The following is a 15,123-nucleotide window of genomic DNA, read 5'->3' as shown; positions in this document are numbered from 1 at the left end:
TCTAGCCTGTACCCCGATGAAACGCAGATCCCACATCCCCGACGCGCCCCTGCCCCAGGTCGCCGGCATCGACCCGGTCCGCATGCGGCTGCCCCCCGACCCGCAGGGGACGTGGCCGGATCTCGGTTCCTACCTCACGGCGCGCTACGAGGGCACCCGCGGCGCCGATTCCATGGCCCGCCTGCTCCACGACGGCCGGGTGCTGGGCACCGGCGGGCGGGTGCTGCGCGCGCGGGACCCGTACGAGCCGGGCGCCTTCCTGTGGTTCCACCGGGACATGCCCGAGGAGCCGGTGGTGCCCTTCCCGATCGGGGTCGTGTACCGCGACGAGCACCTGCTGGTGGCCGACAAACCGCACTTCCTGGCCACCACCCCGCGCGGCAGCCACGTCTTCCAGACGGCCCTGGCCCGGCTGCGGGTGGAGCTCGGGCTGCCCGCGCTGAGCCCGGCGCACCGGCTGGACCGGATGACCGCCGGACTGGTGCTGTTCAGCATCCGCCCCGAGGACCGGGGCGCCTACCAGCTGCTGTTCCAGGAGCGGCGGATCCGCAAGGAGTACGAGGCGCTCGCGCCCCACGACCCGGCGGTGGGGTTCCCGCGGACCCTGCGCAGCCACATCGAGAAGGAGCGCGGGGTGATGGCGGCGGTGGAGATCGCGGGCGCCGAGCCCAACGCCGAGACGCTGGCCGAACTCCTCGCGGTCAAGGACGGCCTGGGGCGCTACCGGCTGACTCCGCACACCGGGCGCACCCACCAGCTGCGGGTGCACATGAACAGCCTCGGCCTGCCGATCCTCGGCGACCCGGTCTACCCGGTGGTCGGCGATCCGGCCCCGGACGACTACCGGCGTCCGCTCCAGCTCCTGGCCCGCACCCTGGAGTTCACCGACCCCGTCACCGGGATCGCCCACCGGATCGAGAGCGGCCGCACCCTGCGGGCCTGGGAGGACCGGGCCGGCTGGGAAGGGGAAGAGGGCGAAGGGGAAGGCGAAGGGACACCGGCGGGCGCCCGCTAGTCGGCGACGCCCGCGATCCGCAGCGCCGCGTCGGCCGTGGCATCCGCGAAGGCGGCCACCGGCCGACCCGGATCGGCGCGGTGGATGAGCATGACGCCTTCGATGAGGCCGAAGACGAGGTCGTTGCGGAGCACCAGACCCGCCCGGTCACCGGCGAGCAGGGCTCCGACGCAAGTGGCGTCGAGCAACGTGCGGTAACTGTCCTTGAGTTCCTGCCGCATCTGCCGGAAGCGGGTGAACCGTGCGCCGCTGACCTCGGGCAACAGGTAGAGCGCGCCCAGGTTGTACGGCCCCCCGCACAGCAGCAGCACGTCCGAGCGGCACAGCTCCCAGAGCCGGCGGCCGGCCGGCCGGTCCGCTTCGAGGACCAGGCGGCGGGCCAGCTCCAGGGAGGGCGCGACCGTGGACTCCAGGAGTTCGGCGAGGAGTTCCTCCTTGCCGCCGAAGTAGTGGTACATGGTGGCCTGGCGCATTCCGGCCCGTTCGGCCACGGCCCGCGTGGTGGTGGCCGCGTACCCCTTCACCGTGAACAGCTCGGCCGCCGCGTAGAGGAGCTCCTCGCGCGGCGGCCGTCCGCTCTCTGATCTCTGCTGATCGGCTCGCGGCCGACCGACCCGTCTCGGCCCTTCGTCCGTTCCCCCAGTCATGAATCGATCGTCGCACAGCGCACGTCGAATCGATCATGGCAAGAGATGAGATCCGGCCACGACCGCCTTTGGAGGAAGATCCAAAGGCGGTCAGCCCACGGAGCTGTAGGCCACCACACCGCGCAGCAGGGCGTCCACCGCCTTGCGGGCGTTGCGGGCCACCGTGCTGCCCCCTTCCGAGGAGGACGGCGCCGCGGCGGCCACCTGTCCCAGCACATCGATGACCTGCTTGCACCAGCGCACGAAGTCACCCGCCGGCATCTCCGCCTCGCGCAGCACCTCGTCCAGGCCCCTGTCCGAGGCCCACTGGTACGCCGCCCACGCGAAGCCGAGGTCCGGCTCGCGCTGGCCCACGCCCTCCGCCTGGTTGATGCCGTGCTCCTCCTCCAGCGCGTCGAGCCGGCCCCAGATCCGGACCATCTCACCGAGCGCGGCCTTCGCCGCACCACCGGGCACCTTCGGCGCCACCGCGTCGTCGGACTGCCGCGCCTCGAAGACCAGCGCCGAGACGCAGGCGGCCAGTTCGGCCGGGCTCAGCCCCTCCCAGACACCGGCCCGCAGGCATTCGGACGCCAGCAGGTCGAGCTCCCCGTAGAGCCGGGCGAGCCGCCGCCCGTGCGGGGTGACCTCGCCCTCGCGCAGGTAGTCCAGCTCCGTCAGCAGCGCGTGGATCCGGTCGAAGGTGCGGGCGATGGTGTTCGTCCGGCCCTCGATGCGCCGCTCCAGCTGCTGGGTGTCGCGCTGCAGCCGGTGGTGGCGCTCCGCCCAGCGGGCGTGGTCCTCGCGCTCGTCGCAGCCGTGGCACGGGTGCGCGCGCAACTCGGTGCGCAGCCGCGCGATCTCCCGGTCGTCCGCGGCGGCCGCCCGGCCGCGGCCGTGCCGCTCCACGGTGATGTGCCCCGCCTTGGCCCGCAGCTGGGACGCCAGGTCCCGACGGGACTGCGGGGAGCGCGCGTTGAACGTCTTGGGGATCCGCATCCGCTCGACCGCCTCGACCGGGACCGGGAAGTCGATCCCGGCGAGCCGCTTGACCTGCCGCTCCACGGTGAGCACCAGCGGGCGCGGGCCCTCGGTGTACTCGTGCCCGCGGTGCCCGTTGGAACGCCCGGCCGGCACGCCCGGGTCCAGCACCAGGGCCAGGCCCGCGAACTTCCCCGTGGGCACGTGGATGATGTCGCCCGGCTTCAGCTTCTCCAGCGAGGCCGCCGCCTGCGCCCGGCGCTGGGCCGCGCCCTGCTTGGCCAGGTCGTTCTCGCGGTCCTTGAGTTCGCGGCGCAGCCGCGCGTACTCCTCGAAGTCTCCGAGGTGACAGGTCATGCCCTCCCGGTAGCCCTCCAGGCCCTCCTCGTTGCGCTGCACCTGCCGGGAGATCCCGACGACCGAGCGGTCGGCCTGGAACTGCGCGAAGGAGGTCTCCAGCAGCTCGCGCGAGCGGTGCCGCCCGAACTGCTGGACCAGGTTGACGGCCATGTTGTACGAGGGCTTGAAGCTGGAGCGCAGCGGATACGTACGGGTACCCGCGAGCCCCGCCAGGGCCGCCGGGTCCATGCCCCGCTGCCACAGCACCACCGCATGGCCCTCGACGTCGATGCCGCGCCGCCCGGCCCGCCCGGTGAGCTGCGTGTACTCGCCGGGGGTGATGTCGGCGTGCTGCTCGCCGTTCCACTTGACCAGCTTCTCCAGGATCACCGTGCGCGCGGGCATGTTGATGCCCAGCGCCAGGGTCTCGGTGGCGAAGACGGCCTTGACCAGGCCCCGTACGAACAGCTCCTCGACGACCTCCTTGAAGGTGGGCAGCATGCCCGCGTGGTGCGCGGCGATGCCCCGCTCCAGGCCTTCGAGCCATTCGTAGTAGCCCAGGACGTGCAGGTCCTCGGCGGGGATGGACGCGGTCCGCTCCTCGACGATCTCGCGCACCTTCACCCGCGCGGAGTCCTCGTTGAGCCGCAGGCCCGCGTACAGGCACTGCTGGACGGCGGCCTCGCAGCCGGCCCGGCTGAAGATGAAGTTGATGGCGGGCAGCAGCCCGTCGCCCTCCAGCCGTGCGATGACCTCGGGTCGCGAGGGGGTCCAGATCCGGCCGCGCGAACGCCGCTCGCGCTCGCGGTCGGCCTCGCGGACCATCTTCCCGCGCCGCCGGTCCTTGGGGTTGTAGCGGCTGGTGTTCTCCTCCCGCGCCATCCGCAGCAGGTCGGGGTTGACCTCGCGGCGCGCGGAGCCGCGGCCGCCGTGGTCGGACTCCTCCTCGAAGAGGTCGTAGATCCGGCGGCCGGCCATGACGTGCTGCCACAGCGGTACGGGCCGTTCCTCGGAGACGATCACCTCGGTGTCGCCGCGCACCGTGTCGAGCCAGTCGCCGAACTCCTCGGCGTTGGAGACGGTGGCGGACAGCGAGACCAGGGTCACCGACTCGGGGAGGTGGATGATCACCTCTTCCCAGACGGCTCCGCGGAACCGGTCGGAGAGGTAGTGCACCTCGTCCATCACCACGTAACCCAGGCCGCCCAGCGCCTGCGAGCCCGCGTACAGCATGTTGCGGAGCACCTCGGTGGTCATCACGACCACCGGAGCGTCGGAGTTGACGCTGTTGTCGCCGGTGAGCAGGCCGACCTTGTCGGCGCCGTAGCGCCGCGCCAGGTCGGCGTACTTCTGGTTCGACAGGGCCTTGATGGGCGTGGTGTAGAAGCACTTGCGGCCCTGCTGGAGCGCCAGGTGCACGGCGAACTCGCCGACGATGGTCTTGCCCGAGCCGGTGGGCGCGGCGACGAGGACGCCCTTCCCGGCCTCCAGTGCCTTGCAGGCCTCGATCTGGTAAGGATCCAGGTCGAATTCGTACATCTCACGGAAGGGCGCCAAGGCCGTGGCCTCTTCGGCGGCGCGGATCCGGGCAGCGGCGTACCGCTCGGCGGGAGAGAGTTCTTCGGTCATCTTGATGTCGAGCCTACCCGCCACCTCTGACAACAGTCGCGATCATTTAAGTGAGCAGCCGGACGGCCCCGGAGACGCACTCGGCGGTCACCGGCAGCGGCCCCAGCGGCTCCCCGTCCGCGTACGCGGTGATCCCGGCGGCCTCCAGGGTCACCTTCGCCGCACGGTGGACGGTCACCTTCGGATGGCTCAGATGGGTCCCCTTGTAAACCTTCGGGAAGACCTTGAGGAGGGTGGTACGGCTGCAGTCGCCGACGACCGTGACGTCGAAGAGCCCGTCGTCGGGGACGGCGTCCGCGCAGATGCGCATGCCGCCGCCGTAGGAGGACCCGTTGCCGACGGCCACCAGCGTGGCCTCGGTCTCGATGACCGGGCCGCCGTCCAGGGTGATCCGGTACGGGAAGGGCCGGAAGGCGGCCAGCTCCAGGGCCATCGCCAGGTCGTACTTGAACCGGCCGGCCGGCAGCCGCATCCGGTTGCCGCGGTCGTTGACCCGCGAGTCGAAGCCGGAGCACAGGACGGTCCCGTACCAGCTTGCGCCACCGGCCCCCTCGACCCGGCCGAGGTCGACCTCCCGGGTCCGGCCGCCCTTGAGCGCCTCGGCCGCCAGCCGGCCGGCCCGCGCGGGCTGCCGTACGGGCAGCCCCGTGGCGCGCGCGAAATCGTTCCCGGTGCCCACCGCGACCACCCCGAGCGGCACCAGGGTCCCCGCGAGCGCCTGCAGCGCGAGGGAGACCATCCCGTCACCGCCGACCGCGATGACCGCGCCGGTCCCCTCCCGCACGGCGGTCCGCAGCCGGGCCAGGGCATCGGGGGCGTCCGTGCCGACGACGGTCCGCACGGAGAAACCGGCGTCGCGAAGCGCGGAAGCGGCCGGCTGCGCGGCGTGCGCGCCCCGGCCGCTTCCGGCGGTGGGATTGACGAAGAGGGTGATCTCAGCACTCACCCACGGGAATGTACCCGCCGGGATCAGGTCGCGTCGTCGTAACCGTTGATCCGCTGGCGTCCGCCGTCGGCCTGCTCGGGCAGGGCGCCGGGGGCCGCCACGGCCTCCACCGCACCGACCTCGGCCGGCGTCAGGTCAACCTCGGAGGCCTCGTCGTCATCGAGGTCCGCGTCGGGGTTGCCCCGCGCCCGGCGGCGGTCGTTGAGCCAGCAGAGCAGCAGCGCGATGAAGTAGAGGGCGATGATCGGCGCGGCCAGCGACATCATGGTCAGCGGGTCACCGGTGGGCGTCGCGAACGCGGCGAAGATCGTGATGCCGAGGACCATGGCCCGCCACCAGCTCGCGAGCCGCTTGGCGGTCAGCACCCCGGTGATGTTGAGCAGGATCAGCAGCAGCGGCAGTTCGAAGGCCAGGCCGAAGACCACGACCATGCGCGTGACCAGGTCGAGGTAGTCGTCGACCGGCAGCAGGTTGCGCGCGTTGTCGGGGGTGAACTCCAGCAGGATCACCGCGGTCTGCGGAAGGATCTTGTAGGCGAGGACCGCTCCGGCACCGAACAGCGGTGCGCCGACCGCCACGAAGCCCACGGCGTACTTCTTCTCGTGGTTGTGCAGTCCCGGGGCCACGAAGGCCCACAGCTGGTACAGCCACACCGGCGTCGAGAGCACCACACCGGCGCTGAGCGAAACCTTCAGGACGATGGAGAACGGCGCGATGAGCCCGTTGACCGTCATGTCGGCGCAGGGGCGGCCGTTGCGCTGCGAGACCACCCCGTCGATGCAGCCCACGGAGTCCAGCATCGGCTTCAGCATGAAGGCGATGAGGTCCTTGTAGAAGACCGCGGCCACGATGGTGATCACGAGGACCGCAAGGACCGACTTCAGCAGCCGGTTTCTCAGCTCACGCAGGTGCTCGACCAGGGGCATCCGCCCTTCGGCGTCCTTCGCCTTCTGGTCCTGCTTCTCCTGCTTGCGGGCAGACTTGAGCAACCCACGTCCCTTGTCTCGTTGCAGATGGCTGGTGCGACCGTGACCGGCTGGTGTCAGCCCTGGGTCGTGTGGTTGGGCTCGCTCACGGGCCGGGCGCTGGTGACGTCACCGGGCGAGGCCTGGATCGTGCGCGGGGCCGCGGTCTGCTGCTGGGGGGCACCGGCCTGGTCGGCGACGGAAGCGGCGGTCGCGGCATCCTCCGCCTCGCCCTCCTTCTTCATCGCCTTCGCCTCGCTCTTGAGGATGCGGGCGGACTTGCCGAGCGAGCGGGCCATGTCGGGAAGCTTCTTGGCACCGAACAGCAGGAAGATCACGGCGACGATCAGGAGGATCTCGAGGGGCTTCAGGTTGCCGATCATGTGTGTCTTCCTTCTCACCGAAACGGCTGGTTGTGGAGTCAAGACGGCCGCGCCGAAATTCGGCAGACCGTTCTGACATGGATCGTAACCCCCGGGGGTTAACGCCAGGCAATCCCCTGGGGTCTCACCGGATGCGTGGTCAGACAGTACGACGGTTGCCACACGATGGCTATGGCCGCACGGAGCGTCCCGCCCTGGCCAGGTCACCCGCGGCCCGCTCCAGGTCGGCGGAGGCGTCCGCGATGCGGCGCCCGGCGTCCGCAACCTGACCGGAGAGCCTGCGCACCTCCACGAAGACCCGTAGGGCGAGCACGGCGAGGACGGCGAGCCCGAGGAAACCCAGAGCGATTGCGAACATCGGCCACAGCATGTGAGGAGCCTAGGCCACGGCCCGGCTCATACGCTGCGCAGGGTGCTCACGCCGCCCCCGGTCAGCAGTTCCACAATGCGCTCACCGGCCGGTTTTCGCACCGGAGCCCCGCAGTCCGGGCAGGTGAAGGAGTAGAAGGTCGTACGCCGGCTGCCGCCGATGGCCAGCCGCAGGGCGCCCGCGTCCAGCTCGAAGCGGGCCCGGCACTCGGGACAGGAGGCCTTGAACGCGACCGGCCCGCCCGCACCGGCCTGTGCGGGCACCTGCGGCACCTCCGGCATCCCCGACGCTCCCGGCATCCCCGAAGCTCCCGGCATCCCCGGCACCCCCGTCATCGCGCGGATCCCCCTCAGCCCTGTTCCCCGTCAGCCCTGCCCTCGCCCGCCCCGTCCTCATAGGCGGCCAGCGCCTCCCGCGCCGCCCGGCGCGCGCTGTCCGCCAGCTCCACGGGGGCCACGATCCGCCCCTCGCGGCCCAGCCGCAGCGCGAGCCGGCGCAGCGAGCCCGGATCGGGGCTGCGCAGCGTGATCCGCAGACCGCCCTCGGGCAGCTCCTCGGCGCTGTCGTGCGGGTAGTACTCGGCGACCCAGCGCCCGCCGGGACCCACCTCGACCACGACCTCCGGGTCCTCGGCGGCCGGCTGGACCAGCCCCTCGGACAGGTCGCGGGGCTCGATGGCGGGCGGGTCGGCCCGCTCGTCGAGCAGGCGGATTTCGGCCACCCGGTCCAGGCGGAAGGTGCGCCGGGCCTCCGAGAGGTGGCACCACCCCTCCAGGTAGGTGTGCCCGACGGCGAAGAGCCGGATCGGGTCGACCTTGCGCTCGGTGAGCTCGTCGCGCGCCGGCGAGTAGTAGCGCAGCCACAGCCGGCGCTGCTCGGAGATCGCCCGGTCCACGTCGGCGAAGACCCCGCCCTCGGACTCGAAGGTCACCGACAGCCGGGAACTCGCCCCGGCGACCTCGCCCGCGGCCGCCTCCAGCTTGGCGGTGGCCCGCAGCAGGGCCTGGCGATCGCCCTCGCGCAGCCCTGGCAGGGTGGCCACCGCGCGGGCGGCCACCAGCAGCGCGGTCGCCTCGTCGGCGGCCAGCCGCAGCGGCTCGGCGGTGGACTCCCCCGAAGCATCGGGATTGCGCCACCAGATGCGCTCCCCGTCGGTGTCGATGTCCAGCAGGTCACCGCCCCGGAAGCTGGTCCCGCACATGGGCAGCACGTCGAGGTCCGAGATCAGCTCGTCCTCGGTGATGCCGAAGGCCCGGGCCACGTCGGCGACGTGCGCACCCGGGCGCTCGCGCAGGTACGTCACCAGGGACAGCATCCGGCGCGTCTGGTCGATGGCATTGGCGGCCATGCTGGTACGTCTCCCCCTCAGGGCATTGCCCACTGGTCTTGCGCGGCCCGTCCGGTCCCGCGCGGCTCCGCGCGGTGCGCTCAGCCCTTGGCCACGGCGCGCAGCCGGTCCACCACGTCGGCCCGCAGGTCCGCGGGGGCCAGCACCACGACATCGGGACCGAACTCCACCAGCCACGCGTCCAGCCCGTGGCCGTACGGGATCTCCAGCTCGTCCCAGCCCTCCCCGCCCGCGCCCTCGCGCACGGCCGTGGCCTTGGCCCGCAGCGGATAGCCCGCCCCGGCCCGCAGCCGGATCAGCGCGGAGCGGTCCGCGCTCTCCCCGGCCCAGCTCGCCACGGTCTCCCGTACGGTCACCACGTCCGGGACCTCGGCGGTGTACCTGGCGGCACGCGAGCGGACCTTGCCCGTGATCCGGGAGAGCCGGAACACGCGCTCCGCCCCGCGGTCGCGGTCGAAGCCCGCCAGGTACCAGTGACCGCGCCAGCACTCCAGGGCCCAGGGCTCGACCTGACGGGTCTCGGGACGGGCGGCGGTGGACTTGCGGTAGTCGAAGACGACCGGGCGGCGGTCGCGGCAGGCCAGCATCAGCGGCTCGAAGGCCGCCTCGTGCACCGGGATCCGCGGCTCGATGGCACTGTGCTGGCCCTCGTACGGATCCGAGGCCTCCGGCATGCCCCCGGCGCGCAGCTTCTGCAGGGCGCCGCTGGCCGCCCCGGCCAGCCGGGCCTGCTGCCACACCTTGGCGGCGAGCCCGAGGGCAGCGGCCTCCTCGGCGTCCAGCGCGACGGGCGGCAGCCGGTTGGAGTCACGCCGGGCCAGGTAGCCCGTCTCGCCCTCCAGGTTCTCCACCGTCTCGATGACCAGGCCGAGCTCCCGCAGATCGTCCTTGTCCCGCTCGAACATCCGGTTGAAGGATTCGTCGTTGCCGGCTTCCATGTACGCCTCGATGGAGCCGCGCAGTTCGCGCTTGCTGAGCGGCCGGCGGGTCCCCAGCAGACACAGCGCCAGGTTCATCAGCCGCTCGGCCTTGGCAATCGCCATCGACGCCCATCCGCCCTTCCACGCCTTCGGGACGATCCCGTCCGCGCACCCTCGTGAGCGCTGACCGTACCGCCCCGGCGGTCCTGGGCAAAAGCGAGGGGCCCCCGCCGAACGGCAGGGGCCCCACACATGCTTCCCGGCTTCGGTGAAGACCGGTCAGGCACCCATCAGGTCGCACACGAAGATCAGCGTCTCGCCCGGCGCGATGGCGCCGCCGGCGCCGCGGTCGCCGTACGCGAGGTGGGCCGGGATCGTCAGCTTGCGACGGCCGCCGACCTTCATGCCCTGGACGCCCTGGTCCCATCCGGAGATGACCTGACCGACCCCGAGCTGGAACTGCAGCGGCGCGCCGCGGCCCCAGGAAGCGTCGAACTCCTCGCCGGTGGAGAAGGCCACGCCCACGTAGTGGACGGAGACGCGGGAACCGGCCTTGGCCTCGGCGCCCTCGCCGACCCAGATGTCCTCGACGACCAGGTCGGTCGGGACCGGGCCCTCGGGGAAGTCGATCTCGGGCTTCTCGAGCTTGTCGCTCACGGAACTGCTCCTCAAAAACTTACGAACAGGGGGACAACCTGGACAGTCTTACATCACGGAGAGGATGTCGAGACTGAAGACCAGCGTCGAGTTGGCCGGGATGGTGCCCTGCTCCTTGTCACCGAAACCCTGGTCGGCCGGGATGACCAGCAGGATTCGGCTGCCGACCTTCTTGCCGACGATCCCGTCCTTCAGACCCTTGACCGAGAGCTCCGCCAGCGGCCACGTCACCGACTGGTCGGTGGAGTACGTGCTCTCGAAGGTCTTGTCGTCCTTCCAGGTCTTGCCGTTGAACTTGACCACGACGCTGTCGGTGTCCTTGACGACGGCGCCGTCGCCCTCCAGGACGTAGTCCGAGACCAGCTTGGCCGGCGGGGTGTCGTCCTTCGGGACGGTCACGGAGACTTCCTTGCCGTCCGTGTTCGTACCGACCTTGGGCAGGTCCTTGTTGTCCTGCGGGACCTCCTTGCCCTTGGCCGAGACCGGGATGGAGGTGCCCTTGACGATGTCCACGACGAAGACGAGCGTGGCGTTCGGCTTGATCTTGTCGCCCGAGCCCTGCGCGCCGTAACCGAGGTCCGGCGGAATCACGAGCTCCAGACGGCTGCCGACCTTCTTGCCCTCAAGGCCCTGGTCCCAGCCCTTGATGACCTGTCCGGCGCCGATGGTCACGTCGAACGGCTTCTTGTCCTTGCCGAAGCTCTGGTCGAACGGCGTCTTGCCGTCCCAGACCTGGCCGAGGTAGTTGACCTGGGCGACGTCGCCCTTCTTCAGCGCCGGGCCGTCGCCCTCGCTGATGGTCACCACCTTCAGTTCCTTGGGCGGGGTGCCCTTCCCCTGCGACAGGGTGGGCTCTTCCCCGAACTTGGCGCCCTTCGTGATCGCGGGCGCCCCGTTCTTCATCTGGGCGGAGTCGGAGCCGCTGTCGCCACACGCTGCTGTCGACAGCAGCAGAAGGGGTACGACAAGCAGGCCGGCAAGTCGGCGCACGTGTTCCTCAGATCTCAGACGGCTGGGCGGTCGTCGCCACTCTAAGGCGTGCGCAGGGCCCCGTACGAGATTCATACGGGGCCCTGCACAAGATCCGTGCGATGTCACACAACGCTACGCGGTGCGCTACATCCCCGCGATCAGCTTCTCCACCCGGTCGTCCACCGACCGGAACGGGTCCTTGCACAGCACCGTCCGCTGCGCCTGGTCGTTCAGCTTCAGATGCACCCAGTCGACCGTGAAGTCCCGCCGCTGCTCCTGCGCACGACGGATGAAATCACCCCGCAGCCTCGCCCTCGTCGTCTGCGGAGGCACCGACTTGCCCTCGAAGATCTTGAGGTCGTTGCAGATCCGCGCCGCCTGTCCCTTGCGCTCCAGCAAGTAGTACAGACCCCGCCTGCGGTGGATGTCGTGGTAGGCGAGGTCGATCTGAGCCACCCGCGGATTCGACATCGTCATGTTGTGCTTCGCCCGGTACCGCTCGATCAGCTGGTACTTCATGACCCAGTCGATCTCGGTCCCGATCCGGTCCAGGTCCTCCGCCTCGATCGCGTCCAGCGTGCGACCCCACAGCTCCAGGACCTGATCGACCACACCGGTACGGATGCCCCGCCGCTCGGCGAAGTCCACCGCCTTGTCGTAGTACTCCCGCTGGATCTCCAGCGCGGAGGCCTCCCGGCCACTCGCCAGACGCACCTTGCGCTGACCCGTGATGTCGTGACTGACCTCCCGGATCGCCCGGATCGGGTTCTCCAGCGTCAGGTCCCGCATCACCGTGCCCGCCTCGATCATGCGCAGCACCAGATCGGTCGCCCCGACCTTCAGCAGCATGGTCGTCTCGGACATGTTCGAGTCGCCCACGATCACGTGCAGGCGCCGGTAACGCTCGGCGTCCGCATGCGGCTCGTCACGCGTGTTGATGATCGGCCGCGAACGGGTCGTGGCCGAACTGACACCCTCCCAGATGTGCTCGGCCCGCTGGCTCACGCAGTAGACCGCGCCCCGGGGAGTCTGCAGCACCTTGCCCGCACCGCAGATCAGCTGCCGCGTGACGAGGAACGGGATGAGAATGTCCGCCAGCCGCGAGAATTCCCCGTGCCGGGCCACCAGGTAGTTCTCGTGGCAGCCGTACGAGTTTCCCGCCGAGTCGGTGTTGTTCTTGAACAGATAGACGTCGCCCGCGATTCCCTCCTCGTGCAGGCGGCGTTCGGCATCGACGAGCAGGCCTTCGAGAATGCGCTCGCCGGCCTTGTCGTGGGTGACCAGTTCGATCAGGTTGTCGCATTCAGGAGTTGCGTACTCCGGATGCGAACCCACGTCGAGGTAGAGGCGGGCGCCGTTCCGCAGGAAGACATTGCTGCTGCGGCCCCATGACACAACACGGCGGAAGAGGTAGCGCGCCACTTCGTCAGGAGACAGTCGGCGCTGTCCCCTGAACGTGCACGTGACGCCGTACTCGTTCTCCAGCCCGAAAATGCGGCGGTCCATGACTGAACATTACGCCTTCTGCTCTGTTCTGAAACCGAGTTCGCGAGCGTCGTTTCGATCATTTTCCCCGGAGCCCGCCGAAGCACCCGCCTCCGCACCCGCCACCACACGACCCGCACCCGGGCGCGCCAGCACCCGCTGAGTGACCATCAGCACCACCAGCGCGGCCCCGCCGGCCACGCTCGCCACCGCGAAACCCGCCGCCGTACCCCCCGCCTCCACCGACGGACCGGCCACCGCCGTACCGATCGCCGCACCCACCCCGAAGAACGTCACCAGCCAGGAGAACGCCTCCGTCACCGTCCCCGCCGGAGCATGCCGGTCCACCACGATGAACGCACACGCCAGGGCCGGAGCCAGGAACACCCCCGCCAGCGCCGCGAACCCCGTCATCACCACCGGACCCGGAACCAGCATCAACGGCAGGTAACACACCGCCAGCAGCGCCACCAGCAGCCGCAGCCGCCGCTCCGGCGCACCCCTCCACTGCCGGGCCCCGTAGAACACACCGCCCACCAGAGCGCCCAGACCCAGCGCCGCCATCAGCCAGCCGTAGACCGCCTGACCCCCGTGCTCGTCCGCGTACGCCACGCCCGCCACCGTGATCGACCCCAGCGCCGTCCCCACGAAGAAGAACGCCCCCAGCAGCGCCAGCAGCCCCCGCGAACGCAGGGCCCCCAGCCAATGCGCCTCCCGCGGCGCCGAACGCCACGTACGCGAAGGCTCCGAAACCACCACCGACAGCGCACCGAGCACACCGATCGCATTGATCACCAGCAGCGCGGCCGCCGGATCCCACAACGCCACGCACAGCGTCACCAGCAACGGCCCCACCGTGAACATGACCTCCTGGGCCACCGCGTCCATCGCGTACGCCGCGTGCACCCGCTCCTCCCGGCCGCCCAGCACACTCGGCCACAGCGCACGCAGCCCGCCCTCCAGCGGAGGCGTGAACAGCCCCGCGACCACCACCGCCCCGTACGCGGCCGCCGCCGAACCCGTACCGGCCAGCGCCAGCCACACCATGCCCAGCGCCGACACCACCGCGGCCGGCAACTGCACCCGCGGCTGCCCGTACACGTCCACCGCCCGGCCCAGCAACGGCTGCCCCACCGCGTTGGCCAGGCCGTACGCGGCCGCCAGCGCCCCCGCCAGGCTGTAGCTGCCGCCCTCGGCCCGGGTGAACAGCACGATCGCGATCGGCGCCGTGCCATTGGGCAGCCGGCCTATGAGCGTGCCCACCAGCAGCCTCGCGGCATGCCTGGTCCTGAGCAGCTCCGCGTAACCCGCGGCCATCTCCGCCCCCTTCTGCCCGGATCCCACCGGAGTAATACGTATAACGTGACCGGTCATACGTACCATGACCACAGACAGGCGGTCCAGGCGAAACCACCCGCCCAACCCCCCGCACCCCCCACGACCTCGCACTTCAGGAGCACCCTGTGACGAGACCCACCAGCCGCGACGTGGCCACCGCCGCCGGAGTCTCCCAGGCCACCGTCTCCCTCGTCCTCGGCGAAAAATGGCGCGGCCGCGTCTCCGAACGCACCGCCGACCACGTCCGCCACACCGCCACCGAAATCGGCTACCGCCCCAACCTCGCCGCCCGCAACCTCCGCCTCGGCTCCACCCGCACCGCCCTCCTCGTCGTCCCCGCCCTCACCAACGAATTCTTCGCCCGCGTCTACACCGGCGCCGCCCGCGTCGCCGCCCAGCACGGCTTCGGCGTCGTCCTCTACCCCTCCCCCGACGGCACCGGCCCCGCCCGCGACCCCTTCCCCTCCGCCCGCGCCGCCCTCGACGGAATCATCGCCTCCTCCATGGCCGCGGACGCCCTCCACGCCCTCGGCGGCGACGAACTCCCCCTCGTCATGCTCGACAGCGACCCCACCGCAAAGAACGCCGCCGCCCACGTCAACCTCGCCATCGCCGACGGCATGCGCCACATCACCCAACACCTCCTCGCCCACGGCCACCGGCGCATCCTCCACCTCGCCTCCGCCATCGACTCCTGGACCTTCGACGCCCGCGCGAACACCCTCAGCGCCCTCCTGCCGCCCACCACCGAGCTGCGCACCGTCCGGGCCCACCTCAGCGTCGACGCCGCCCGCACGGCCATGGAGAGCGCCCTGGACACCCCCCGGGACCACCGCCCCACCGCCATCGTCTGCGACGACGACATCCTCGCCGCCGGAGCCTGCAAAGCCGCCCGCCGACTCGGCCTGCGCATCCCCGAAGACCTCTCCGTCACCGGCTTCGACGACCTCGCCCTCGCCACCGCCGTCGAACCGGAACTCACCACCGTCCACCTCCCCGCCGAACGCGTCGGCGAACAGGGCATGACCGCCCTCCTCGCCGTCCTCGAAGGCACCCCCTGGACCGCCGAGGACATCCCCGTAGAACTCGTCGTACGCGACTCCTCGGGCCCGGCGCCGACCACCTGAACCCCGGAAACGCGAAAACGCC

At 70.9% G+C, this 15,123-nt stretch carries 15 protein-coding genes; 2 read left to right on the top strand and 13 right to left on the bottom strand.

What is annotated here, in order from left to right; translation table 11 throughout:
* Positions 1-16 precede the first annotated feature (16 nt).
* Positions 17-1,015 carry an RluA family pseudouridine synthase gene (locus OG904_RS25380; protein ID WP_405494707.1) on the top strand — a complete coding sequence of 333 codons (999 nt, stop codon included), beginning with the start codon at positions 17-19 and terminating at the stop codon, positions 1,013-1,015.
* Here OG904_RS25380 and OG904_RS25375 read toward each other — a convergent pair.
* The 13 genes from OG904_RS25375 to OG904_RS25315 form a co-directional block, all read right to left on the bottom strand.
* Positions 1,012-1,662, bottom strand: coding sequence for a helix-turn-helix domain-containing protein (locus OG904_RS25375; RefSeq protein WP_405494705.1), 651 nt, complete (start codon positions 1,660-1,662; stop codon positions 1,012-1,014). The two genes, OG904_RS25380 and OG904_RS25375, sit on opposite strands and share 4 nt — an antisense overlap.
* A 90-nt stretch (positions 1,663-1,752) precedes the next feature.
* Positions 1,753-4,590: a DEAD/DEAH box helicase gene (locus tag OG904_RS25370; RefSeq protein ID WP_405494702.1), complete on the bottom strand. Its 2,838-nt coding sequence runs from the start codon at positions 4,588-4,590 to the stop codon at positions 1,753-1,755.
* A gap of 46 nt (positions 4,591-4,636) precedes the next feature.
* Positions 4,637-5,536, bottom strand: coding sequence for a diacylglycerol kinase (locus OG904_RS25365; protein WP_405494700.1), 900 nt, complete (start codon positions 5,534-5,536; stop codon positions 4,637-4,639).
* Between the two features lie 23 nt (positions 5,537-5,559).
* Positions 5,560-6,525 carry a twin-arginine translocase subunit TatC gene (gene tatC / locus OG904_RS25360; protein WP_405494698.1) on the bottom strand — a complete coding sequence of 322 codons (966 nt, stop codon included), beginning with the start codon at positions 6,523-6,525 and terminating at the stop codon, positions 5,560-5,562.
* Between the two features lie 53 nt (positions 6,526-6,578).
* Complete coding sequence (tatA, locus tag OG904_RS25355) at positions 6,579-6,884, bottom strand: Sec-independent protein translocase subunit TatA (protein WP_405494696.1); 306 nt, start codon at positions 6,882-6,884, stop codon at positions 6,579-6,581.
* 169 nt (positions 6,885-7,053) lie between these two features.
* Positions 7,054-7,254, bottom strand: a complete 201-nt coding sequence (locus tag OG904_RS25350) for a hypothetical protein (protein ID WP_405494694.1) — start codon at positions 7,252-7,254, stop codon at positions 7,054-7,056.
* Positions 7,255-7,280: 26 nt separating this feature from the next.
* A complete protein-coding gene (locus OG904_RS25345) occupies positions 7,281-7,535 on the bottom strand; it encodes a hypothetical protein (RefSeq protein ID WP_405494692.1) in 255 nt (84 codons plus the stop codon).
* Between the two features lie 68 nt (positions 7,536-7,603).
* Complete coding sequence (locus OG904_RS25340; protein WP_405494690.1) at positions 7,604-8,602, bottom strand: helix-turn-helix transcriptional regulator; 999 nt, start codon at positions 8,600-8,602, stop codon at positions 7,604-7,606.
* A gap of 80 nt (positions 8,603-8,682) precedes the next feature.
* Complete coding sequence (locus tag OG904_RS25335; protein ID WP_405494688.1) at positions 8,683-9,645, bottom strand: helix-turn-helix transcriptional regulator; 963 nt, start codon at positions 9,643-9,645, stop codon at positions 8,683-8,685.
* A gap of 156 nt (positions 9,646-9,801) precedes the next feature.
* Positions 9,802-10,179, bottom strand: a complete 378-nt coding sequence (locus OG904_RS25330) for an FKBP-type peptidyl-prolyl cis-trans isomerase (RefSeq protein WP_405494686.1) — start codon at positions 10,177-10,179, stop codon at positions 9,802-9,804.
* Between the two features lie 48 nt (positions 10,180-10,227).
* Complete coding sequence (locus OG904_RS25325) at positions 10,228-11,169, bottom strand: FKBP-type peptidyl-prolyl cis-trans isomerase (protein ID WP_405494684.1); 942 nt, start codon at positions 11,167-11,169, stop codon at positions 10,228-10,230.
* Positions 11,170-11,295: 126 nt separating this feature from the next.
* A complete protein-coding gene (pafA, locus tag OG904_RS25320; protein WP_214948088.1) occupies positions 11,296-12,657 on the bottom strand; it encodes a Pup--protein ligase in 1,362 nt (453 codons plus the stop codon).
* A 9-nt stretch (positions 12,658-12,666) separates the two neighbouring features.
* The gene (locus OG904_RS25315) at positions 12,667-13,953 is read right to left on the bottom strand and encodes an MFS transporter (RefSeq protein WP_405498262.1); all 1,287 of its coding nucleotides are present in this window, start codon (positions 13,951-13,953) and stop codon (positions 12,667-12,669) included.
* Between the two features lie 146 nt (positions 13,954-14,099).
* On the opposite strand from OG904_RS25315, the gene OG904_RS25310 reads away from it, so the two are divergent.
* Entirely contained in the window at positions 14,100-15,101 is a 1,002-nt protein-coding gene (locus tag OG904_RS25310) for a LacI family DNA-binding transcriptional regulator (protein ID WP_405494681.1), read from the top strand.
* Positions 15,102-15,123 lie beyond the last annotated feature (22 nt).

Source organism: Streptomyces sp. NBC_00096 (genome assembly GCF_045041305.1).
Lineage (GTDB): Bacteria > Actinomycetota > Actinomycetes > Streptomycetales > Streptomycetaceae > Streptomyces.
The sequence above is the reverse complement of the archived record's forward strand: the minus strand, read 5'-3'. Positions and strand labels throughout refer to the sequence as shown.

Bases quoted from the DNA above. Each gene is read 5' to 3' on its own strand.
- OG904_RS25375 (WP_405494705.1), bottom strand. From the start codon at position 1,662: ATGACTGGGGGAACGGACGAAGGGCCGAGACGGGTCGGTCGGCCGCGA.
- OG904_RS25370 (WP_405494702.1), bottom strand. From the start codon at position 4,590: ATGACCGAAGAACTCTCTCCCGCCGAGCGGTACGCCGCTGCCCGGATC.
- pafA (WP_214948088.1), bottom strand. From the start codon at position 12,657: ATGGACCGCCGCATTTTCGGGCTGGAGAACGAGTACGGCGTCACGTGC.
- OG904_RS25350 (WP_405494694.1), bottom strand. From the start codon at position 7,254: ATGCTGTGGCCGATGTTCGCAATCGCTCTGGGTTTCCTCGGGCTCGCC.
- tatA (WP_405494696.1), bottom strand. From the start codon at position 6,884: ATGATCGGCAACCTGAAGCCCCTCGAGATCCTCCTGATCGTCGCCGTG.
- OG904_RS25380 (WP_405494707.1), top strand. From the start codon at position 17: ATGAAACGCAGATCCCACATCCCCGACGCGCCCCTGCCCCAGGTCGCC.
- OG904_RS25335 (WP_405494688.1), bottom strand. From the start codon at position 9,645: ATGGCGATTGCCAAGGCCGAGCGGCTGATGAACCTGGCGCTGTGTCTG.
- OG904_RS25315 (WP_405498262.1), bottom strand. From the start codon at position 13,953: ATGGCCGCGGGTTACGCGGAGCTGCTCAGGACCAGGCATGCCGCGAGG.
- OG904_RS25340 (WP_405494690.1), bottom strand. From the start codon at position 8,602: ATGGCCGCCAATGCCATCGACCAGACGCGCCGGATGCTGTCCCTGGTG.
- OG904_RS25345 (WP_405494692.1), bottom strand. From the start codon at position 7,535: ATGCCGGAGGTGCCGCAGGTGCCCGCACAGGCCGGTGCGGGCGGGCCG.